Source organism: Nonlabens sp. Ci31 (genome assembly GCF_012974865.1).
Classification (GTDB): Bacteria; Bacteroidota; Bacteroidia; order Flavobacteriales; family Flavobacteriaceae; genus Nonlabens.
The window spans coordinates 1,264,755-1,287,898 of record NZ_CP043633.1; the positions used below are offsets into that span (position 1 = coordinate 1,264,755).

At 34.8% G+C, this 23,144-nt stretch carries 16 protein-coding genes and 1 pseudogene; 3 read left to right on the forward strand and 14 right to left on the reverse strand.

Translation table 11 applies throughout. The features are described 5' to 3' along the window. Window positions 1–247 precede the first annotated feature (247 nt). Genes F0365_RS05685 through F0365_RS05705 form a run of 5 tightly spaced genes read right to left on the reverse strand, consistent with a single transcriptional unit; the run spans window position 248 to window position 6,874 of the window. Window positions 248–1,945 (reverse strand): ABC transporter ATP-binding protein, encoded by a 1,698-nt coding sequence (locus tag F0365_RS05685; RefSeq protein ID WP_169932811.1) that lies wholly within the window; start codon window positions 1,943–1,945, stop codon window positions 248–250. Beyond that, window positions 1,923–2,633, reverse strand: a complete 711-nt coding sequence (locus tag F0365_RS05690) for a 3'-5' exonuclease (protein ID WP_169932812.1) — start codon at window positions 2,631–2,633, stop codon at window positions 1,923–1,925. Before F0365_RS05690 ends, F0365_RS05685 begins: the two co-directional genes overlap by 23 nt. Next, window positions 2,633–4,993 (reverse strand): transglycosylase domain-containing protein, encoded by a 2,361-nt coding sequence (locus F0365_RS05695; RefSeq protein WP_169932813.1) that lies wholly within the window; start codon window positions 4,991–4,993, stop codon window positions 2,633–2,635. Before F0365_RS05695 ends, F0365_RS05690 begins: the two co-directional genes overlap by 1 nt. Beyond that, window positions 4,980–5,477 (reverse strand): gliding motility lipoprotein GldH, encoded by a 498-nt coding sequence (locus F0365_RS05700; protein WP_240961919.1) that lies wholly within the window; start codon window positions 5,475–5,477, stop codon window positions 4,980–4,982. Before F0365_RS05700 ends, F0365_RS05695 begins: the two co-directional genes overlap by 14 nt. Continuing rightward, the gene (locus tag F0365_RS05705; RefSeq protein ID WP_169932814.1) at window positions 5,477–6,874 is read right to left on the reverse strand and encodes a stage 0 sporulation family protein; all 1,398 of its coding nucleotides are present in this window, start codon (window positions 6,872–6,874) and stop codon (window positions 5,477–5,479) included. Before F0365_RS05705 ends, F0365_RS05700 begins: the two co-directional genes overlap by 1 nt. 308 nt (window positions 6,875–7,182) lie before the next feature. On the opposite strand from F0365_RS05705, the gene F0365_RS05710 reads away from it, so the two are divergent. Next, on the forward strand, window positions 7,183–8,103 hold the full coding sequence (locus F0365_RS05710; protein ID WP_240961920.1) for an HNH endonuclease domain-containing protein: 921 nt from the start codon (window positions 7,183–7,185) through the stop codon (window positions 8,101–8,103). Between the two features lie 11 nt (window positions 8,104–8,114). Here the strand turns inward: F0365_RS05710 and F0365_RS05715 are convergent, their stop codons facing one another. The 7 genes from F0365_RS05715 to F0365_RS05745 form a co-directional block, all read right to left on the reverse strand. Continuing rightward, window positions 8,115–8,624 (reverse strand): YceI family protein, encoded by a 510-nt coding sequence (locus F0365_RS05715; RefSeq protein ID WP_169932815.1) that lies wholly within the window; start codon window positions 8,622–8,624, stop codon window positions 8,115–8,117. Window positions 8,625–9,456: 832 nt separating this feature from the next. Then, the gene (locus F0365_RS05720; protein ID WP_169932816.1) at window positions 9,457–9,693 is read right to left on the reverse strand and encodes a hypothetical protein; all 237 of its coding nucleotides are present in this window, start codon (window positions 9,691–9,693) and stop codon (window positions 9,457–9,459) included. 383 nt (window positions 9,694–10,076) lie between these two features. Beyond that, entirely contained in the window at window positions 10,077–12,704 is a 2,628-nt protein-coding gene (locus F0365_RS05725; protein ID WP_169932817.1) for an AIPR family protein, read from the reverse strand. Between the two features lies 1 nt (window position 12,705). After that, complete coding sequence (locus F0365_RS05730) at window positions 12,706–13,674, reverse strand: PD-(D/E)XK motif protein (protein ID WP_169932818.1); 969 nt, start codon at window positions 13,672–13,674, stop codon at window positions 12,706–12,708. Continuing rightward, a complete protein-coding gene (locus tag F0365_RS05735) occupies window positions 13,675–16,866 on the reverse strand; it encodes a Z1 domain-containing protein (RefSeq protein WP_169932819.1) in 3,192 nt (1,063 codons plus the stop codon). Continuing rightward, window positions 16,863–18,377, reverse strand: a complete 1,515-nt coding sequence (locus F0365_RS05740; protein WP_206071306.1) for an ATP-binding protein — start codon at window positions 18,375–18,377, stop codon at window positions 16,863–16,865. Before F0365_RS05740 ends, F0365_RS05735 begins: the two co-directional genes overlap by 4 nt. A 19-nt stretch (window positions 18,378–18,396) precedes the next feature. Then, window positions 18,397–19,986, reverse strand: a complete 1,590-nt coding sequence (locus tag F0365_RS05745) for a DNA cytosine methyltransferase (protein ID WP_240961921.1) — start codon at window positions 19,984–19,986, stop codon at window positions 18,397–18,399. 452 nt (window positions 19,987–20,438) lie between these two features. Here F0365_RS05745 and F0365_RS05750 point away from each other — a divergent pair, with 452 nt between their 5' ends. Next, on the forward strand, window positions 20,439–21,446 hold the full coding sequence (locus F0365_RS05750) for an IS30 family transposase (RefSeq protein WP_169932820.1): 1,008 nt from the start codon (window positions 20,439–20,441) through the stop codon (window positions 21,444–21,446). Between the two features lie 152 nt (window positions 21,447–21,598). Continuing rightward, window positions 21,599–21,736 (forward strand): annotated as a pseudogene (locus F0365_RS16775) (group II intron reverse transcriptase/maturase); the annotation flags it as partial. A gap of 79 nt (window positions 21,737–21,815) precedes the next feature. Here F0365_RS16775 and F0365_RS05755 read toward each other — a convergent pair. Both F0365_RS05755 and F0365_RS05760 read right to left on the reverse strand, forming a co-directional pair. Next, window positions 21,816–22,118, reverse strand: a complete 303-nt coding sequence (locus F0365_RS05755) for a HigA family addiction module antitoxin (RefSeq protein ID WP_169932821.1) — start codon at window positions 22,116–22,118, stop codon at window positions 21,816–21,818. Between the two features lie 11 nt (window positions 22,119–22,129). After that, on the reverse strand, window positions 22,130–22,411 hold the full coding sequence (locus tag F0365_RS05760) for a type II toxin-antitoxin system RelE/ParE family toxin (RefSeq protein WP_169932822.1): 282 nt from the start codon (window positions 22,409–22,411) through the stop codon (window positions 22,130–22,132). Between the last annotated feature and the right edge of the window lie 733 nt (window positions 22,412–23,144).

Genomic DNA, 23,144 nt, shown 5'->3' on the forward strand with positions numbered 1-23,144 from the left:
TGCTTGTATCTATTTTTTCTTAAGCCTTAATAAATAAACAAGGCCAAACTCGAGGGAGTGATTTTAATCGAAGAAAATTAAAAGGAAGAGTACATAATGTAACTTAAAGTACGTTTTACCACAAAGAACTGAGGTAAAACCAACTCTTTTCTTCATTCATTTGATACAAACACTACAGGCTGTAGTAATTATTTAGCTAGCACTTATTTTCGTTTACAGTTTTAATGTCCCTAGATCAATTAAAAAATCACCCAGGAATAGCAGCAATCAACTTCTTGGTATACGCACTCTGCGGATTTGCATACAAGGCATCGGCTTCGTTTTTTTCTTCTATTTTTCCCTGGTTCATGACGATGACCTGATCGCAGAAGTATTTGACCACCGCCAGGTCATGAGAGATAAATAAGTAAGAGAATCCAAAATCTTCTTTGAATTCGTTAAGCAAATTCAATACTTGTGCCTGCACAGAAATGTCTAAGGCACTGACGCTTTCATCACAAACGATGAGCTTGGGTTCTAAAGCAACAGTTCTGGCGATACCTATACGTTGTCGTTGCCCACCACTAAATTCATGCGGGTACCTGTTGTAGTGTTCTTCTGTAAGTCCAACGCGTTTTAATAAATGCAGCACTTTTTCCTTTCTATCGGCCTTATCGGTGCCTATACCATGCCATTGCATAGGCTCTATAATTGCTTGTCCCACCGTAAGTCGCGGATTCAAAGAAGCAAAAGGGTCTTGAAAGATGATTTGGATTTCCTTTCTCAATTTTTGCATGGCCTCCCCTTTCAAATGGGTAATATCTTGACCGCGATATATAATTGTACCGCTGCTCACGTCCTTCAATCGCAAAATTAGATTTCCTAAGGTGCTTTTTCCACAACCACTTTCTCCTACTAGACCGAGACTTTCGCCTGGATAAATGTCAAAACTCACTCCATCTACAGCCCTGAAATATTCTTGCTTAGCGAACAGCTTTTTTTGTAAAGGAAAATCTTTAACCAGATCCATCACTTGCAGCAAAGGAGTACGGTTGTAAATTTCCTGATGTAGTTCTTTACGTTGTTCTGTAGTTACTAACTCGTCAGAAACGGTTTGTGCCACAAAATCACTGATGGTGGGTAAGTTGCGCAGCCGCGTTGTGGTACTCGGTCGGGAAGCAATCAGCGCTCTTGTATAGGCTTCTTTTGGGTGTTCAAAAATGTCATTTGCCGCTCCTTGCTCTACAATTCGGCCTTGATACATCACTATGATCCTGTCGGCTATGGAGTGGACTAAGGAAAGATCATGAGAGATAAAAAGAATGCTCATGCCGTATTCCTTTTGGAGCGCTTTAAGCAGCAGTATAATTTCTTTTTGGACCGTTACGTCAAGTGCGGTTGTAGGCTCGTCTGCAATGAGTAATATGGGTTTACAAGCTATTGCCATGGCAATCATGACGCGTTGCATCTGTCCGCCACTGATCTCATGAGGAAATTTTGAAAAGGTAATTTGGGGTGTAGGAAGTTTTACTTTTTCAAAAAGCTGCAGGACTTCTTTTTGAGCAGCAGCAGCGCTCATTTTTTGATGTTGTAGCAGTACTTCTGCCACTTGATTTCCACAAGAGATGGTAGGATTGAGGGAACTCATAGGTTCTTGGAAGATCATGCTGATCTCGCTTCCGCGAAAGCGGGACCATTCTCCATCTTCTAATTGCAACAAATCGGTTCCTTGCAAGGAGAGTTCGCGAGCCGTTATCTGTGCGGTTGCAGAAGGCAAGAGTCCCATTAGCGCCTTGCTGGTAACGGACTTACCACTTCCAGATTCTCCTACCACAGCAAGAATCTCGTTTTTGTAAATGTTAAATCCGATGTCGTGCAAGACTTGAACGCGCTGTTTCCCATTAGAAAAACTAACGTTGAGGGCTCTTATAGAGGCTATGGTGTTATTTGGAGATGATTTGCTCATCTGTGAGTATCGATTCTTTGCGTAATTTAAGTATGATTTGTGCGACAGCCACTACGTCTTTTTCACAATAGGTAGCAATGCGTTTTATGTCGTGTTCTTGGTAATACACATCTCTAACTTGTGAGCCATCGATGTCGTCTTTAGGCGAGGGAATTCCCAATATACGGGTCAATAATTTAAGGCTGGTATAATGTTTATAGTCACCAAATTTCCATAGTTCTAACGTATCAAGATGTGGAACTTCCCAAGGTTTCTTACCAAAAAGATTCAGTTTTGAAGGGATCTCTATTCCTAAAATCACCATTCTTCTAGCGATATAAGGAAAGTCAAATTCTTTACCATTATGAGCACACATCAAATGATTTCTTCCTGAAAAATGCTCGTTGAGTAAGTTGGCAAACTCTTCTAACAACACTTTTTCTTCTCCCACAAAGCTGCGGGTTCTAAATTGCTGACCATCGCGATGGACAAAATAGCCAACAGAAATACAGATGATCTTACCAAACTCTGCCCAGATACCGGCACGATCATAAAATTCTGCTGGGGTGAATTCTTCCTTGCGCTGGTATTTTGTCTTATCAGCATACAATTGCTGGTCGATTTCTTCCAACTGTTCAAAACGCTCCTGTAACGGCACGGTTTCTATATCAAGAAACAAGATGTTTGCTAAGGAGAGTTTAGAAATCATTACAGCATATCTAGTTCGTTAGTCGTACTATTAGGTTGATTAGTGCCTTTTAGAGGATCGTTACCTTGACTTTTTTCGTACTCATCGCAGTCTGTTTCTATAGAGAGATTTTCTGGCTTTTTAAAAGGTTCTTTAGAAATCTCTAGCGTTTCGTCTGCATAAATACGTTTCATATAACTCCCCCAAATAGGAAGTGCCATAGTAGCTCCTTGACCGTATTTAGTACTTGCAAAATGTACCGATCTATCATCAGCACCTACCCAAACACCAGTGACTAGATTAGGAACCATTCCCATAAACCATCCATCAGAATTATTCTGAGTGGTACCTGTTTTACCAGCTATATCATTCTTAAAATCGTATGGGTAATCGGTAATGACTTCTTTATAAAAGTCTGTATTTGCCATGTAGGTACTGTTGCCTCTTAGTTTTGCTCCACTACCTATTTTAGTAACACCTTCCATAAGGTTTACGGTAACGTAGGCTGTTTCTGGATTCAATACATCTTTGCTTTCTGGCACGTATTGATAAAGTACCGTACCGTTTTTATCTTCAATACTGGTTACCAAAACAGGTTTGTTATAAATCCCACCGTTTGCAAACACCCCATAGGCAGCCACCATTTCATACAGACTTACATCTGCTGTTCCTAAGGCAAGTGAAGGTACTGCATCCATATTTTCAGTGTCTATCCCTAGTTGGGCTGCGCGATCCACCACTGGTTGAGGTCCTACTTCGTCCATCAAACGCGCTGAAATAGTATTCTTAGATTTTGCCAGTGCTTCCTGTAAGGTCATGATATTGCCATAATCACCATTAGAATCCACAGGTGTCCAGTCGTTAGTGTTTCCGTGTTTGCCTGCAGGAATGGTATACTCTCCATCAGGATATTTTTTACAGGGGCTGTATTTTAATAAATCTATCACGGCAGAATACAGGAAAGGTTTAAAGGTAGACCCCGCTTGACGTTTGCCCAATTCCACATGATCGTACTTAAAATACTTGTGATTGATACCACCTACCCATGCTTTTACATGTCCCGTTTGTGGCTCTAAAGACATCACTCCAGTGTGTAAAAACTGTTTGTAATAACGTATGGAATCCATTGGGGTCATGATCGTATCTCGTTCTCTAAACTTTGATTTCCAATCAAAAATAGTCATGTCGGTCTTCTCATTAAAGCTTTTGATGATAGCAGCTTCGGCGATTCCTTTTTTCTTCATTTCCCTCCATCGTACGGATCTTTTCATGGCAGAGTTGAGGTTGTTTTCAATTTGAGATACCGTTAGATCTGTATACGGAGCTGTTTTATTGCGCTTTTGCTGGTGGTCAAACTCTGCTTGCAGGCGTTCCATATGCGTATAAACCGCTTCTTCAGCCATTTTTTGCATTCTATAGTCTATGGTAACGTTAACTTTAAGTCCATCATTGTAGAGGTTAAAGGGCTCTCCAGTTTCTGGATTGATATGATCCTTAGTCCAATCTGTTAGCCATGATCTTAGGTTTTCGCGGAAATAAGTCCCCATACCTTCATTATGACTAGCTGAGTTGTAGTTTAATTTTATAGGAATTTCTCTAAGGCTGTCTTTTACCGCCTCTGTCATTTTGTTATTGCGCACCATTTGTACAAATACTTGATTGCGTCTGTTAAATGACTTTTCTTTAGAAACTTCACGATGCGGATTGTATTGTCTAGGATTTTTAAGCATAGCAACAAGTACAGCACTTTCAGAAACATTTAGTTGACTAGGCTCTTTGTCAAAATAAATATTGGAGGCACTTCTTATTCCTATGGCTTGATATAAAAAATCAAACTCGTTTAAGTATTGAGTGATGATTTCTTCTTTAGTGTATTGTTTTTCTAATCTTGAAGTAATGATCCATTCCCGTATTTTTTGAATCAATCGTTCTACTTTATTGCTACTGGCTTGTTCTGTAAAATAAAGTTTTGCCAGTTGCTGGGTAATCGTACTCGCACCACCTTTAGTTCCTAAAAATGCGGCTGCTCTTGCGGTTCCATAGCCATCAATACCACTGTGATCCCAAAAACGCTCGTCTTCTGTAGCTACTAAAGCGTTTATAAGATTTGTGGGTAAATCATCAAATTTTATTGGTTTTCTGTTTTCATTATAGAAACTTCCCAGTGTTTTCCCATCTGCAGTGACTATTTCTGTTGCCAGTTCTGTCTGCGGATTTTCTAATACGGTGTGGTCTGGTAAATCTCCAAAAACTTCCCATGCTGCTAATAAAAAGAGAAGAACTACAAATCCTATGCCTACCGCATACATCTTCCAGAAGAGCGAAATGTTTTTCTTCTTTCCTTCTTTTTCTTGAGCTATTTGTGCCTTAGTTACTGCCATTTTGGACTTGTTTTTCTATACTATATCCTACTTCGAGTATGCCTTTGAGTTGTGCATCTCCATTTACTTCTCCTGTTTTTCTCATCGCGTGTTTAAGAGCTATTTGATAAGTTCCGCTTTCGCGAAAGCGGAAGCCTTTTTTTAACCACAACTTATTTTCATACACATCATTAGCACCTGACCCTAAAAAGCTGCCGTCAGCTTCTGTCATACGGTACTGTAATGTATCTGTAACGACTTTTCCTTGCGGAAATTTCATTTGTGAGATCAACCAGAGATTATTGTATTCATAATCGTGCGTATTGCGCAGGTTGATAAACACATTATAGCTTGTTAGGCTGTCTTGAGGGGGAATTTTAAACGTGGCTACATCTTCAATCGCCCAGCCAGTTTGAGGTAGGTCGTGGTATTCTGCATTCACCAACTGCTCGTCACAAGAGCTGACCAGGGCCATAACGGCTAGAGAAAATAGGTATCTGTTCACTAATCTTCCTTTTTAGGTGGCTTGTTACCATCGTTGTTGCGATTGCGACTTTTATTGCGAGGGGGTCTGGATTTTTTAGGCTTAGAATCCTTGTTGGCATCTGTATTTTGATTTGGTCGATCCGTTTTGTTTTCAGGAGTACCAGGCTTATTCGCACCTCTGTTTTTATTTTGAGGTCTAGGCTTACGCTTTTGAGGCCCATCTTTAGCTGCAGGAGAAGTTGCGGTAGCTGTAGACGTATTAGAGTCCGTTTTGTCATACCTATTATTGTTCTTAGGTTGGCGTTTTTTGGTGCGTTTATTACGGGTTTTGGGCTGGTCAAAACGAGTTAAACTATCCTGTCCTACCACATTTTCAAAGTTCATCTCTTCTTCAACGATCAACTCGATAGCATATTCTTCTATGCTGGCAACGGTTTCTTTGGCTTTGTTTTTAGCAACGATTTCATGAACTTGCTCAGTGGTAAGGGTGTGCCAGTTCATCCACTCGCCATCGTAACAAAACCACATCAGTCCTTTGAAAATATCTACTTTCTGACAGATAGCGGTTCCTTTTTCGGTATACAGCTTTTGATTTTGTTTTGGGAAATTACTCAAGGCATCCATATAAGAATCCAGCTCGTAATTGAGACAGCATTTGAGTTTTCCACACTGTCCAGCAAGCTTCTGCGGATTCAGCGATAGGTTTTGATAACGTGCTGCTCCAGTGGTAACCGATCTAAAGTCGGTCAACCAAGTGCTGCAACACAATTCGCGACCACAAGAACCAATACCTCCTAGGCGGGCTGCTTCTTGACGCAATCCTATCTGACGCATTTCTATTCTAGTTTTGAATTCACCAGCATATTCTCTGATGAGCTCACGGAAATCTACCCGTTCATCTGCGGTGTAATAAAAGGTGGCTTTGGACCCATCTCCTTGAAATTCAATATCAGAGATTTTCATTTTGAGTTGAAGGCGTATGGCAATCTGGCGAGCACGCACTTTCATAGGATCTTCTTTCTCTCGAGCGGTCACCCATTTTTCTACGTCTTTTTCACTAGCGATGCGGTATACTTGGGGAATCTCGTCATCTATTTTAACGCGTTTGCGTTTCATTTGTACCCGGACTAATTCTCCAGTAATGGTAATGATTCCTATATCGTGGCCGCTTTCTGTTTGTGTAGCGACTATGTCACCTATCTTGAGTTGTAGGTCGTCTTTATTGAGAAAGAATTCTTTACGGCTGTTTTTAAAACGCACTTCTACGTAGGGGAACTGTTTTTGACCATCGGGCAACTCCATGTTTGCTAACCAGTCAAAAACGGTTAATTTATTACATCCACTTGTCCCACAGGTGCCATTATTTTTACATCCACCAGGGGTACTACTACTAGTTCCACAACTATTACAGCTCATTCTTTTATTCTCTATATATTGAAATTGAAACGATTAAGTCGCTCAATTGAAGTCATTCCTTGAAACGTAAAGATAGCAATTAAAATTGTGGGATATGGTGGGGGTCTGTGCACCATTTTGGTTTTCATTTTGTTTTAAATAGTAATGAGGATCCTATTTAATTATATAATATATTGCGAGCATATCAATTCTTATTAGTGACTCAACTTCCTTACCATCAAAATCTTTCTACTGCAAAACTGGCTTCGGTTTTTAGAAACACTAGTGCCACCTATAAATTTTATTGGTTTTGGGCGGTTTTATAAGAAGTGGAGCAAGGAAAAACAGTAATTACCAAAGAGGAAATCTTCTCTAGGATGATTGCCCTTTCTTGGTATACCGTTAATTATTTTCGCATTTCTTTTGGGAACCAGGACTTAATTCAAGATGCCGTTAAAGAATTAAGTAACATTGAAAACATCCCAGTTGATGCCTCCAAAGAACAAATACTAAAGAAACTGAGAGCATCTTCTAATCCTCAGACGATTTCAATTTTAGCTCATTTTGATAAAAACGTTCCTCATAAATTCTTAAGCCCTTGGTTAGGCTCTGGTAATAAAAGCAAGGTTTATGAGCGGTCCATCAGTACATCCAGTGATGCTCCGTATTCTTTATTCAAAAACCAAATTGTAATTTCTAACAACTGGAAAGCTTACTTCAAAGCTAACATTGGCATTTTAAAAGCGTTCTGTTATTGGAACCTCACGCTTTTTTTCCAAAGCAGAAATCCAAATGTTCCCGACATAGCAAATAAAATCTACCGATCTATTAAAAGGGGTAGTTTGAACACCCATAAGACTAAATTTTGGAACCTCGTTATTGATGAGACGGGCCCTATAGAATGTATTTATACGGGGAAAGCACTCGGAATAGGGGATTATGTAATCGAGCATTTTATTCCCCATCAATTTGTCGCACACGACATGATGTGGAATCTGATTCCAGCAGACAAAAGCTTTAATTCGTACAAAAGCGATAAACTACCTTCTTTTGACACTTATTTTGATTCTTTTTTTGATCTTCAGAAAGTTGGTTTAGAATTGATTAAAACAAAAAAACCAAAAAATAAATTTTTAGAAGATTACCTATCGGTGTTTCCAAATCTAGAAATAGATAAAAATAAATTTGCAGAGCATATCAGACCTATGCTTACGATAGCTCATAATAATGGGTTTCAGTATTTAAGTTAAAACCCCGATTACTAAAGCTCCTCAATTTTAAGGTTCATGGTAATGCTCACTTTATTTTCGGTTCTCTCTTCTTCAATACTAATATCCCAATCGCTGGTATATATACTGCCGGTGATTTTTATACGATCGCCCTTCTTCACTGCTGTAAAACTAACAGGCTTTGAGATTCCTTTTATAGTCAGATTGCCCAGTACTGTATAGGAGGCCTCTTTTGTTGGTGTAATAGACGTGCTTTCAAAATAAATGCGCGGGTAATCACTTCTGTTAAAATATTTTTCCCACATCAAATGCCCATCTCGTAAGAAATTACCCGTTTCTAAGCTACTCACACTTACAGACCCTTTTATTTTAGAATTTTCAAGTTGGCTGAGATCGATTTCAGATTCTGATTGAATATCTCCTATGGTTCCAGTGATATCCTTACTTTCAAAGGTGAAGCTTATTTTAGAATCTTCGGTTGGGCTAGGAATACCCGACAAGAAGGTCATGCAGAGGAGTAGTAAGGTGAAGGCTGTTTTCATAGTGTGATGTTTTATAAGTGTTGCTGACGTGTTTGAGTATGATTAGTCGTGTGAGTTATCAATTAATTATACTGGGTGGTGGCAGATCGATCGCACTGGCTTTTTTTAGTTATTGAATATTCATTTTTTGAAGTCCAATTAAAAGAAGGTCTTTAAAATTGGGGTATATGATTAGCATATATAACCCGAAAACTATTCCGAAAACAATTAAAATAATTTTTGCGCTCTTTCTTGGTAGTGTCAACGGTATCAGAATGAGGTATATAATTCCAACTAGAACCACACAAATATATACAGACATATCAATGTAGTTGGAGCCAAAAATAGCCGCAGTCCAATTCAGAAAATCAACGCTCTTTTGAAAGAAATAGTCACAGCTTTCTCTGATATTCGGAAGTAATGCAAATCCAAGTAATAGCGCGAGTGATAGAAAATTCAATTTAGAATTGGTCTTCCTACTTATCAAAAATATCCAAGATGAAGGAATTAAAATATAATATACTAAAATGTTTATTACGTTATATGTAGTCCCAAATAGAGCTGCGATACCGTATAACCCTCCCATTACAATCATAAAAACCTGATGAAAAAGGGAGTCTGCATGATCTATCCAGAATTGCACGTCCATTTTTTCAGGGTTTGTTTTTTATTGTTTGGGTGTTAACTTCTGTGCATACGAAACATAGCGTGGAGGAAAAAGTTATCGTTTCGGATTATATACGAGCCAAATTTAAAAATTTGACTATCTGGCAAATATGCTCGAACCTTTGTATTAGCAACTGCCTGCTATTAGCTATATAATTTGTTATGCAACGCTCTTATTGCAATCTTGTTATGCTTTCCTAATATTTTCTAACGGAATTTCGTAGAATTCAAACTCTAGCAAATCTTCAGGAATTTCATCGATAGGATTGATTGAAATCGTTACATAAATTGGTTCTCCTTTCTCGTAAAAATAAAAGTCATTGACATTATAACCATTTACAACTCCTTCTATTTCATAACTTTCTTCATCATACTCGATTGTAGCTATTACTTTTTGATTTATTAGTTTATTTAATGCGTTCATTTTGTTTTTATCTATGCTTATTCCAAAGCGTTTTTATTTTGTTCATTAATTTTTTTCGTAAAATTGTCGCGTTACATCTGGTTTTACAGACAATAGTTTTATTCTAATATAACTCCTGTTTTTTCAACTCTTCATTTACTCGGTCTAATTGAGCTCCAGTTCTAATATCTTTTTTAATAAGATGTTGTCTCAATCGGTTTCGAATATATTTTGCTTTATTTTTTTGATAAATATATTGTAAATGCCGCCATTTAATTTGTCATACAACACTCTATAAGCCTCGTTCCATTTATCTGTTTCTAACGTTTTAGGGGGGTTATGTTTCCCATATTTTGATAAATAGTATCCTACTATGTAATTTCTTTTGAAATTTCTGCCATTTTCTAATATATTTTGAAACTGCGTTTTAAAAGTGTTTCAAGATGCCTTTTAATATTTTTTTCATGAAAGGAATTTAACTGTTTTAAACCCCAAGCAAAATCAGCAATATACGTTCGCTCTTTAGAGCTTAAAATTTTTGCAGTAGAATCCCATTCAAACATTTTACGCATTAATAACTCATCTATTCTAACTTTACTGATATCAAGCGTTGTTTTAGGATTTAATTCTTTCACACTTTCGTCTTTTATAATATGAGAAGCGTAATAAATTTGTTTGATTGTAGGAGAAATACCTTTAACCAGATTTTTCCCTATTTGATCGAATACTGAAGCATATTTTACCTGCTTAGCTTTTGCAATTGCTTCAATTTTTTGAAATTCCAAGAGGACATCATTCTTTTCATTAATACACTTATTATAATGTGTAATAACATAATTTAAAGTATTATAGAGTAAAACCTCTTCTCTTTCAATGTTATCAAAAAAGTCAGGAACCTCAACTCTTAATTTATTTGTTAAACTGCTTTCAAATGAAACTAAATCATCCTCAATATCCTTTTTATTAATTATTGCATGGACTAAACCTGAAAGACTTCTTTGATCTGCACCAGTTAATAAATCAGTATTTAACTGAATTGATTTATAATAGTTGACACCATTGGAATGAATTAATATATTATCACTTAAATTTTTAAAATTTACTTCCTCTGTATTATCATTTGCACCTTTTCTTTTCTTTAATTCAGCTTTGCTGATTCCATATTTATCAATAATTTTTATGGTGTCGTCTGTGCCTGTAAAATCTTTTATCTCCTTGGATGAGCTAATTCTCTTCCACAATTCTTCCTTTTTAGAATATTCTCCATAATCATCACTTTCGGAATATTTCTTAATAAGCTCATTTACTAACTTTAGAAGTTGAGTTAAATAAGCCTCAAGGTCACTTTCTAGCTCTTCATTTAGCCATATTTTTAACAGATCAAATGAGGAAGCTTTTTTATCAGCGTCTGTTATCATAAATAAAATAGAAAGAGTATAAGGAACTACCGCAGATCTTAATTGCCCCATAGAGTTCTTCCCAGCGCCATAAATTTTCTCGAGCTTTCTAAATAATATAACCGTTGCGATGAGCTCTTCATAAAAATCCCGATTAACAACTATAGGTTTTTTAAACTCTCCTTCACCAGTCAATTTTTCAATAAAATATCTAAATATTTTCTCACCACCCTTTTTCACTAAATGAGGTTGGTTACCCCAAGCTGAGTAATATTTCGCCATTAATTCTTTAGAAAATCTTCTTTGTGTAGGATATTCTTTCGCTAATCTTCTTTTGTTAGATCCGGCAATTCTCAACTTTGTATTAAACTCGCCTTTTGCCCTTTCAAAAAACCATTTTTTTCCAGATGGAGTCATTACACTTTCACTTAGAGACTTTATTCTAACTAATTGAGGATTTCTTGAACGCAGATCAACTTTAGAAACTCTAGATTGTGCATTAGAATAGCTACTTATATTAGAGATTAGTTCCTCTAATTCTTCATCAGTAGCTTCTTTTGCAACATTTATCTTTGCCATTACTTTTACTTTGCTAATGTCAAAACCATCCTTTTGGGTAAAATAAATAGTTGCAGTGGTTTGACCACCATTTACAATCTGAAAGTCTGTTAGTGATTTAATTTTATATTGACCTGATTCAAATGAAATGTCACCGTCCGTGGCCGTTATAGTTAGCCCGTTATTGTATGCAACAAACTTCTCAGGTTCTTTTCTTATTGTCTCTCTAATCCCTTTATTAACACCTCTGAACTGCAAAAAAGACCTGACATTTTTCTCTAACAATCTTGTACTATATTCTTTATATAGTCTCGAGAGAACTGAAGCTGGTAAAACACACAAATAAGATTCAAAATAGTCTTCGTCTGCCGCTTTAATTGCATACAGTGGATTCCCAAATGTTTTCTCAAAATTCACAGTTAATGCCTCTCTACTGCCTTGAGAAATAAGTACATTGTACAAGAAATTAAGATCAATTATTCTTCTTTTAATTATCAGGACTTTATTATATCTTTCTCTATTTTTCGAATAAGTAACTACAACTTCTTTATCATCAAATTCAATTTGTTTTGGTTGTATTGTAGCTCCCTGTTTAGAAACAGTAGAAGATAATGTGATTAGAAATATTTCAATCACATCAAATTGTTCTGTGCCTTGAGAAGAAGAAATTTTAGAGACTAATGGTCTTACCGGACTTGAATCTTGGATTTCATCATTTAAATACCCTTTTATAGCTTTATTGTGAAAGTTTGTACATCTCTTAAACTGACTTTCATAAGAGGCTTTAATCGAAACCATGAGGTCTTCAGGTGTTGCAGACAGGTTAATAGAATTTTCATCTATCATAAAGAGCTGAAGCCTCTCCCCTGATTCGTTTATACTATATGCGTTTATCTTTAATTTATCAGCAGTTGATTTGAAATAGGAATTTGTAAAGTCCTCAGAATCTATAAGTTTTGCATCTAGTAAAGATGGCAGTACTTGGGATAATATTAAGTTTTCCTGTATGAATCCTTCATCATCTTTTGATTCATCAAGTAGTTCATTTCTGTAATTTAAATGTTCATCTAGAATCATATTAATATTTTATCTTTTCAATTAGAAATTGATCTAATTTAATCACCCTTAATTTATACTTTAAGCTAGAAATCTCATTAAAGATATTAGATAATGATAATTTTGGAAAATCATCATTAGAAGCATCAAAAGATTCCGTTTTTGTTACTAAAAATCGGTGGTTGTTATAAAGTTTTAAATTCTCAACAGACAACTTTTTTTGATTTAATGCTTGATATAATATTGATAAATCCCCCTTATGTTCCCTTATATTTATTATTATTTCGAGAAGTTTATCATGTATTGATTTACCTTTAATTAAATCAATTTTTACTGAAACGATCAATAATTCCAAACCTTTGTCTGGTACTTTTTCTAATTGAAACTCACTCGATATTTTTACGTAAATTTTTGATTCTTTTTTAGTTTTGACTTCAACATTCTTAAGAACAAACTCAAAATCATTAGTAGTATCATAAAGACCTTTCCATGAATCAAGAAAGGAATTAATATTGAAGGGGTCTGATTTTTTTAAGTACTCATTTAAAACAAACAACTCTCCAAACAATCCTTGTATTTCTTCTTCTCCTAAGTTATTATTCGTGCTGTCTTTAAAAAATTGAGACCACTTGTAAAATGTTATGATGAATTCTTTCGAAGCTTTTTTGGGGTCAGAAATTAAACTGATTTTCGAATAAATGGATAAAATTAAATCATCAAAAAGGTCTAAGAAATCAGAGTCTTTTAATTTAATAAGCAATATGCTTTTTGAGGGTAAAAAAGAAATTAACAATTTACTTTTGTCAGAATCTTTAATTTTTACCTCAATATCTTTTGGTAAGTAAAGCAACAAACATCTTAGTCCGTCTTGATCTATTGCTAAAAAAAGATCTGAAAAACTAGTTGAAGAAATTCTTAGTGCCTTATAACCTTTTTTTTCTTTAAAAGATGAAATATCCTCCCATTTAGAATTTAACTCAGTTTTTTCCATCTAGATTTCATTTATATCTGATATTCCTTCCAATTCGTCTTCTTCTTCATCATTAATTTCTTCATCAATATCTAAATTATAATCACCTTGCAAATATGTGCCACCAGGGTCATTTTCAATAGGAGGAAATTCTAAAGCATAACCAACTAAAGGTATTTTAGTGTCAATATTATTTTTGTCTATGTAGTCTTTGAATGTTGCTTGTAATTCCTTATTCTTTATTGGATATTTTTTATTAGTAAATTCTTGATTAAAAGCATATTCAGAATCAAATAAATAAATCATTAACAATCCTTCCGTTTCTTTCATCATAGATCTATAATATCTTTCAGGAACAGTTTTAGCTTCTGCTTGTTTTTCTGCTTCTGATTGACTTAGACTTTTATCTTTTCTTCTGAGTTCTTGTGCTTTGAATTTAAAAAAAGTTTTTTCTGCTTTTAATTTTTCAGAATCTGATAAAAGAATAGACATGTCTTTATTTGCAGAAATTATATTTGCACTTTTACTACTTGCTTTAAATAGATTTTTCTTTAAAAATATTGAAACATCATCTGGGTTTCTCGGTCCTGATCTTTTAGCTAATTCAATTGTTGGGATGTTCAAGGAATTATTCAATCCAATTTCCTTTTTTAGCATTTTATTAGGTGAAGCCCCAGTGATTTTCAATGCTACCGTCCAGTTTTTTAAATAACCCTTTTCATTACATAATTCGATAAACCTAGTAATTTGTTCTAGCCTATCATCAAGAAAATTATTAGGTTTGTTTTTTAATAATTCAAGGACATCTTCAGATGTACATGAATACTTAATAATATCCTTTCTTACAATCACATCGAAATTTGGTGCAATATTAGACTTGAAACTATCCCAAATGGCCTCTATACTATTTTTGTCAACTTTTAATTGTGTTGTCATTTCTAGAGAATCTTGATAAGACCACTGCACCTCCTTAGCATTTTTCAATATTGAAGGGCGTGTTATTTTTAAAGTGCCGGGATGCTTTTTTACACGTAAAACAAAATTTTCTGGAGTTTTGCCTTGTTCTTCCATTTTAATAAACTCCGTCTCTAATTCTTCAATGCATTTGGTGGTATCATTAAATTTATCTAAGGAATCTTGAGTAGTAAATATTTTACAACAATCTAAATATCCCGGTCTATATCCAAACCATCTACCCATTTGAAGTAATGCGTCTGAATAATTAGTTACTCTAATAAAATAATTAATTGTTAGTCCTTCTAAAGTAAAACCTCTTGAAAGTCTATTACCTCCTATTGCTATAATTTTTTTAGGAGAATTTTTAGGATACTCAAGCGAGTCATTTGTAAAGCTATTTATTGCTTTTGTTTCTATTCCTTTTACTGCATTTATAAATACCGGAATTAAAGAGTCAAAGACTAAAGGCGACAAGAACTCATCATCATATCCTTTTGGTAAGTAAGTCTTTACATTTTCAACAATATGTGCGAATCCATAATTACTATACCAAAGTTTTTCGAGTTCAGAGTAAATTGATGTTTGATTCCGAGGTTTATCATTATGAAGTTTTGATATAATTTCATTAACATATTCTTCAATTAATTTTCTTGTGGTATTCTGCCAAATTGTAAATCTCGAAATATGGACAAGCATAGTGTTATGAGGTTGATAAAGATCTGAGTTAATCATTCCTGGAATTCTTGTCTCTCTTATCGCCAAAGCAATAACAAAACATTTAACAGCTGTCTTTAAAGATTCTGGTAATTCTTTTGGAAAGCTATCTTCTTTTCGAGCTGCTCTTGTTGCTTTTCTATAATCACTATATGAGTCAAAACCCAAATAACCTTCGAACCCAAATCTCTCATCCCATTCACTCTTAATTCTAATATCTTCTACACCCACAATTTCTCCCTCATAATTCTGATAAACTCGAGAAGGAAAATTTTCTAGATAATCTTCTACTACAGGAGCAACTAAAGGAATTTTTTCATTTTCATCAGTTTTATTATCTATTGGCGTTATTGTGTCGAATATTTGTTTTGCTCCTACATAGTTTGATGGAGGATTTAGTAACTCAATAAAATCGTCAGGAAATATATTGTCAACTCTTTTTAACTGTTTTTCAACCTCATCTCCCTTAAACTTATATTTAATTTCCCAATCGTTCTCAGGATATTCATTTCTATCCTGTAAAACATTAGCAAATGGAGTTGCAGTATAACCTAAATACGATTTAACAAAAAACAACTCTAAAATTGCTCTAATGTGACCATTTGTTTTGCTTGCATAATTCCTTCCTTTTGAGCCCATATTATTTAATGAGGCATTATCTGCTTCATCATCAATAATAAGCATTGGAATATTATGCTTCTCCTTACCTTCTTCTAAAGAGTTGTGTAACCAAATAATTAAATTTTTAAGGACACTTACATTTTTCTTACATACAAGTACGTACTTATCATTAAGTGTATGATTTAATTCTTTGACTGTTTTACTAAAATCTTTACTTTCTGAGGTTAAAGATTTAACTTGTAAAATATCATTATCTCCTCTTACTCCAAAACGCTTTATTTTGCCTACTCCTTTTGTGCCAGACGGCTCTCCTGAATCAATATTACCTTCACCAATTACATCCTTTTCTATTCTTTGTTGGGTTTGACTTCTTAAGTCTTCCATGATACCAGCAAGAACAATTACTATCTCATATCCAGCATCAATAGCCCTATTTATAACTGCGTTAAAGTTTCCTGTTTTACCGGACTGAACAGCTCCAACAACAAGACCCTTATTATAAATTGGGGTTTTTGATTTAGGGTCAGCCATTTTACTAATAATAGAAAAACTTGAATCTTTAGTTTCATCCACAACTTTCCAAGATCTCCCTGATTTATTTAAATGCTCGAAATATCTGTCGGAATAATCCCAACTTATTTCCGCATCTCTTTTATGAGTAAGCCATGTTTTATAATCCTTTTTGGTTAATGAATGACTAATACCTGGGTCTATTGGATTTACAGATAAATATTCATTTTTAGCAGTTTCAAAATAACTTTTCAAAGTTGTATCATCTACTTGCGGCAGATCTAAAATCCTACCTGTTGTAATTACAGATTCTTTTATCTCATTGAATAAATTGTCAATGTATTCTTTATCACCGCCAGACTTACTTACTTTTTTTTCTATAATCTGTTTAAAAACGTCTATATATCTCATTCAATTATTGATTTTATATTTTCAGGTAACGAAGAGTATTTAAATCCTAAATGAGGTATGACTTCTTCCCTAATCATTTCTTTTGTAATCCCATTAGATAATAATTCTAAAATATTATTATGAAGTTCTTCTGCATTGAACCCATCTTTTTCCTCAACACCTAGAAATACTTTTTCTTCATGGACATGTCTAATATTATTAACTCTGGTGTTGATCATTCGAAGGAGTAGGTTTAATTGTGATTTTTGTTTCTTATTAAGAGATTCTTGAAGACTTTTCATTAATGGAAAGTTGTTATTAACTTCTAAAACTGAACCTTTGTTTGAGTAAATACGTTCAAATAATTGTACGTGATTTTGAGCTTTTGTTCCTGAGAATTTTCGAATTCCTCTATTATAATACTCCCTTTCTGCCTCTATTTTCAATTCTCCAATATAATCTTCAAAAGCATTTCTAAGTTCGTGTGGTACTACTATTTGTGATTTAGCTACATTTAGATGGAGTAAATGGTCTATACTATTACCTACTTCTACTCTTAATCTTGCTAATTGAAGTCTAGGAGCTTTTTTAACGATTCCATTCCAACCTCCAAATAAAATAATCCTATCAGCCCTATAAATATAAAGTCCTTCCATGTCCATTAAACTTCGATACTTGGTTGTCCATTTTGAAAGGCCTTTTTTACTTTCAGAAATTGCTCTTGACGGTAGGACAAACCCCTCGATTTTTATAACATCTGATCTGAAAGAACTTTGCTTAGGCTCAATTTGTCTAAAATCTTTTTCTTCCTCTGGGAAAGGATTAAAGGGGCTAACAATCGTGTTATTAATCCTAATTTTTAAAGGATTGGATTCCTTTTCCATAAACCTATGAAAAACAAGTGCTAGATAATCAGAAGTGACTTCAGTTATTTCCCTTTTTAAGGCGTCTTGTCTATTACCTTTTTTTAGATAATTTTCAAATTTATAAAGGCCTTCCCAGATAACGATAGTATTAGGTTCGTAATCGTCAAATCTTTTTAAAAAACCAATGGATAACTGGTTATACTGATACATTAACCTAGCAACTTCCTCATCTGAATTGATAATTATTTTCCAACCATTAGTTTTCAAAAAATCAACATCCCAAGTTCTACCGTGATATCTATTCTCACCTTTCTTTTTTGATAAAACTGTAAATTTTCTTGTTTGTGAAAAAGATGCTGTTTTCATTCCTAAACCAAATCTTCCTAAGTCTGAATTTGATCGTGAATCTTCAGGGGAATGGCTTGGAAATTGCATGTTTTGACTTAATTCCGCTTCAGTCATACCTATTCCGTCATCAGTTAAAAACAATTTAAAAGGTTCAGAATCTGTATCTATTAAGACTTCGATCTTTTCAGCTTTTGCCGAAATAGAATTGTCCATTAAATCAGCCAATGAAGTCTCTAAACTATAGCCTTGTTCTGCAATAGATTTAATTAGATATTCCGGATTAGGAGAAGCTTCCTCTGATTTTATATTTTTACTCATAAACAAATCTAAACAACATTTAATCACTTGTAATACGGGAATCCTCAATTATATTTTTAACAATTGAGGCAATTTGAAACGCCAAAAAAGGTGGTACGGCATTACCAACCTGATGATATTGTGCTGTTCGACTTCCTCTAAATAAATAATTATCAGGGAATGTTTGAATGCGTGCAGCTTCTCTCACAGTAAGAGATCTACATTGAGATGCGTCGTAGTGAATAAAATAATGACCATCTTTTGAAATATGACTGGTTACAGTGGTAGCTGGTTTGTTGGGCACTTGAACTCTAAAACGATCTGCAAATTTCCCAGATGCTACATTGGCATGGTCAGGTAACAAGTCTCTGCTATGATTAGCATAATCATTTAGCCTTGGAAATCTATCATACTTTTCGACGTATAGACTTGCAAATAAATAACGCATTAGATCTTGCGTCAAATGCGAACGAGATTCATGATTCAATATGCCTTTTAAACGCTTATCAATAAACCAATCTTTAAGCACATGATTTTTGGAAATAACATTTTTAGCTTTAATGAACTCAGCTCCTGTTCCCAATTTAATTTCTTTTGGCCCAAAAGAAAGCCCATTCAACTCCAATTCTCCCCATTTTTTAATTTGAATAATATTCTGGGACATTTCTTTTAACCAACTAGGGGTAGAGTCATTAAGATTTTTATATAGTCTTTTAGATTTTCCATTTTTGTAAACTTCATTGACATGATAACTAGTAAACCTTCTATTTAATCCACTTCTTACTTCAGGTAAATCTCCAATCACGGATTTTAGGGTGATCTCCTTTTTCTCCGTTAAATATTCACCGAGGTGTTTATAATCCTTTCTAATTCCTAATAGGATAACTCTATGCCTCATTTGTGGCACCCCATATTTTTCAGTTTTAATTAAAAAGTCTGAATCTTTTTCTATTGGTTTAACTAAAGAATGAATAATGTAATTATCACCTACTTTTAAATCTCTTTTCATCCAGTCAAAGACTTTTTCACCATCAACTTTCGCTGATAAAAGACCTTTAACATTTTCCATTACAAAAACAGCAGGTTTGTGTTTTTTGATTATTCTTAGATATTCTTCGTACAAGTAGACCCTATGATCTTCTTTGCTTATACCACCAACTCTAGATCTACCTACATTTGAATAAGCTTGGCACGGAGGCCCTCCAATTAACACCCATTTCTTATTATTCCCCAATTGATTTTTAATGACTTTGTCAACTGTTTTGGCAGTCCATTCTTCAGAGCCTAATTCAATTAGTTTTGCTTCCTCTCTTGCAATAGCTCCTTCATCATAACTATCTAACATTTCTTCAATAAGCCTCTCTCTTTTTAATAAATCGGCTTCTCTTAAAGCGATATAATAATCTTCAGGAACTCGTTTGTTGTTTTTAACAAACTGTCTATAAAAACTTCTTAATGTGAGAGTCTTATGAGCATTTATATCTTTTTCTATGGAAAGTTTGATGTCAAAAATAGATTTACCTTCGTTATCTTTTAATGACATAAAGCCTTCACCGAGTCCTCCTGGGCCAGCAAACAGATCTATAATAGGAATACAAGATGATTTCACTATGCGTTTTTTAATAATCAAAATTTTTATTTGGCTTGCCTGATATTTTAAGACATATACAATATTTTATACGGTAGATCTTGATGATCGTTCACTACCTTTTCTTTTCCTATCTAGTTAAGTGTGGGCGTGAATTGATTTAGTTTTGATTGGTGCTTTTAGGGAGAGCTTAAAAATAACTTTTGTTAAGATAACTTCCTACTTTGTTAAGATATTTGAAGGATTTAATTTTAATAGAGGTAGATAGGGTAGGTAAAAACAGTAATTTATTTTAAATATTATTCACTACAAAAACTCAGTTATCAAAAATAATAGAGCTTCTATTATTTTTTCATATGGTTAGAGCTCCCGTTTTTACTAAAACTATTGTTTTTTAATATAATCTAAGTTCAAGTAATAAGTGCAACACGAATATTTAAAACAGATGGGGCTAGCCCCATCTGTTTTAGGCTCAATATTTATATTCGTCTTGGATGAAAAAATACAATCAATTGAGCCCTGCTCAAAGATATCAAATAGAATCACTACTTAAAGTAGGATTGTCACAAACTGATATAGCCTTTCAGATAGGGGTAGATAAAAGTACAATTAGCCGTGAGCTCAATCGTAATGTTGCAAAGCGAGGATATTCGGCTGGATACTACATCGCTGAGCGTGCTCAACTTAAAACCGACCAGCGTCACACAACAAAGTCTAAGAGAGTTCTTTTAAGCGAAGCGCTCAAGAAAAGGATTGAGTGCCTTATGAAATATGAAAAGTGGAGTCCAGAGCTTATTTCTAAACGTCTTTTGAAGGAATCTGAGTTCTGTGTTAGCCACGAGACTATCTATAAATGGATATGGATGGCTAAATACAGTAATCACAAGGATCATAAGGATTACAAGAGGCTTTACAAACATTTACGCCATACTGGACGTAGACAAAAACGTAATAATATTAAAGACAGGCGAGGTGCTATCATAGGTAGGATTGGTATAGACAAACGCCCTAAAGTCGTAGCTCAGAGGTCGCGCGTAGGTGATATAGAAGTTGATCTTATGATGGGAAGTAATCACAAATCTGCACTTCTGGTAATGACCGATAGGACTACATTGGTAACAATGTTAGAGAGGTTAAGCAGTAAGAATGCAGATGAAGTTTATGAGAAAATGTATCATAGGCTTACAAGATTTGACTCTTCCTGGATAAAGACGATTACATTTGATAATGGGAAAGAGTTCTCACAACACGCTAAAATTGCTGAAGACCTAAATGTGAAAACTTACTTTACAAGACCTTATACCTCACAAGACAAAGGAACTGTAGAAAATAGAATAGGTGTCATTAGAAGGTTCTTTCCCAAGAAAACAGACCTGAGAGAAGTTACAGACAAAAGAATAAAAGAAGTAGAAAGATTACTAAATTACAGACCCATTAGAAAGTTTAATTACAATAACCCGATTGAAGTCCTAAAAAATAAGTCTGTTGCACTTATGGGTTGAACTCAGCAAGAACAAAGATACCAAATTGGTGTTCTGTTTGAAATAGATTGGCTTTAAAGTAATAGTATGAAGAGAAAGCCAACCTATTTTAAAACGGAAAAAAACGATACATTTGGATTAACAAACAGTTCTAAATAGGGGAAGCTTACAGGAGTAGAACCCGAATGGGAGGCTGGGCAGTAGCTCAAAGCCCTATACTAGGTACTACAATCACCCTATCTAGATTAAAACGAAAAGGCTACAAACCTATGATAGATTATCTGAATAGAACGCAAACTTCGATTTTTTGAACCGCCGTATACGAGACCCGTATGTACGGTGGTGTGAGAGGCGCACTGGCAGTTATTTCACTGCCAGCCGTCTACTCGATTAGGCAACGTTTTTGTTTCCGTAATGTTCGATTTCGTTGAGTTCCTTTTGTTTGTTTTCTTTCTCTTCTTCGATGTCATAATCATCTTGGATTCCAAGCCAAAATTTTGCGGAATTTCCGAAATATTTACTCAATCGTAAAGCTGTATCGGCTGTAATTCTGCGCTTACCTTTTATGATTTCTGATATCCGAGTTTGTGGAATTTTTAAGTCCTTTGAAAGTCGATATGCTGTAATTTCAAGAGGCTCAAGAAATTCAAAATTCAAAATCTCTCCTGGATGTATATTTGCTAACTTTTCCATTTTTTTATTTTTTAATGATAATCGATTATTTCTACTTCGCTTGCGTTTCCGTTTTCCCAAATGAATATAATTCGCCATTGTTTGTTAATCCGAATGCTATAATATTCTTTTAATTTTCCAGTCAGTTTTTCAAGTCGGTTTGAAGGTGGAATTCTCAAATCAGATATATCCTGCGAGTTATTCAACATTCTTAGTTTCCGACGTCCAACGTTTTGTATTTCAATCGGCATTTTTTTTACTCGGACTCCATTCCAAATTTGTTCGGTCTGTTTCGAACCAAAAGAAATAATCATAGTTCTGCTTTACGTTACTAACGCCAAAGATAAGTAAATTATTTCAATGTTTGCAGAATTTTTTTTCAAATGTTGCCTAACGGTTTATGTATAAGAATAGTAGGGCGGAAAAAAAGCGACTACCATTCGGTTAAACACAAGCCGAATTTTTAAATTTTACTGATTATTTTATTTTTGGCAATTCGTCAAATTTAAAAATTAGGCGAATTGCCAAAAATGCCTGAACCCTTTGTGTTAGCAACGACCCGCATTACGTATAGCCATTGTGTGTGCCCAGTATGGGCATCTTTACCTTACTGTAAAGTAAGTTATTAATCTATAGGGTGCAAGTCCCTTATGCGCTGGAGTAACGTCTGGAAGCATTAGTAAGTCGCAAGGGTGGTAATCGTGAGGTTACATCTGAAGAAAGCGAGACTACAAAACTCGGTACTGACGAACAGAAACCGTATACAGAGGCATATTTACTTGGGTAAGCAAGCACATCATTGTAACGCCCTAAGAGTACCAAAAGGGTAAGTATGTAGATACGGCAGGAATTGAGTGAAAGAAGATGCCATTACCTGGGGAGGTCTCCATAACCACGAGCTGGCATAATGGAGAAGTCAGCAGAAGTCATAGTACCTACAGGAAACGAGTTGCCATCAGATAGGCATAGGTCTCACCATTAGGGAAGGACGGAACATTAAATCAAGTTGAAATTCGATTAGGAGGCTTTGCTAGCCTAATCTTAAGC

What these genes read in the sequence shown, in the direction of transcription:
- F0365_RS05685 (WP_169932811.1), bottom strand. Translation starts at nt 1,945, where the DNA reads ATGAGCAAATCATCTCCAAATAACACCATAGCCTCTATAAGAGCCCTC.
- F0365_RS05690 (WP_169932812.1), bottom strand. Translation starts at nt 2,633, where the DNA reads ATGATTTCTAAACTCTCCTTAGCAAACATCTTGTTTCTTGATATAGAA.
- F0365_RS05695 (WP_169932813.1), bottom strand. Translation starts at nt 4,993, where the DNA reads ATGGCAGTAACTAAGGCACAAATAGCTCAAGAAAAAGAAGGAAAGAAG.
- F0365_RS05705 (WP_169932814.1), bottom strand. Translation starts at nt 6,874, where the DNA reads ATGAGCTGTAATAGTTGTGGAACTAGTAGTAGTACCCCTGGTGGATGT.
- F0365_RS05715 (WP_169932815.1), bottom strand. Translation starts at nt 8,624, where the DNA reads ATGAAAACAGCCTTCACCTTACTACTCCTCTGCATGACCTTCTTGTCG.
- F0365_RS05720 (WP_169932816.1), bottom strand. Translation starts at nt 9,693, where the DNA reads ATGAACGCATTAAATAAACTAATAAATCAAAAAGTAATAGCTACAATC.
- F0365_RS05725 (WP_169932817.1), bottom strand. Translation starts at nt 12,704, where the DNA reads ATGATTCTAGATGAACATTTAAATTACAGAAATGAACTACTTGATGAA.
- F0365_RS05730 (WP_169932818.1), bottom strand. Translation starts at nt 13,674, where the DNA reads ATGGAAAAAACTGAGTTAAATTCTAAATGGGAGGATATTTCATCTTTT.
- F0365_RS05735 (WP_169932819.1), bottom strand. Translation starts at nt 16,866, where the DNA reads ATGAGATATATAGACGTTTTTAAACAGATTATAGAAAAAAAAGTAAGT.
- F0365_RS05740 (WP_206071306.1), bottom strand. Translation starts at nt 18,377, where the DNA reads ATGAGTAAAAATATAAAATCAGAGGAAGCTTCTCCTAATCCGGAATAT.
- F0365_RS05750 (WP_169932820.1), top strand. Translation starts at nt 20,439, where the DNA reads ATGAAAAAATACAATCAATTGAGCCCTGCTCAAAGATATCAAATAGAA.
- F0365_RS05755 (WP_169932821.1), bottom strand. Translation starts at nt 22,118, where the DNA reads ATGGAAAAGTTAGCAAATATACATCCAGGAGAGATTTTGAATTTTGAA.
- F0365_RS05760 (WP_169932822.1), bottom strand. Translation starts at nt 22,411, where the DNA reads ATGATTATTTCTTTTGGTTCGAAACAGACCGAACAAATTTGGAATGGA.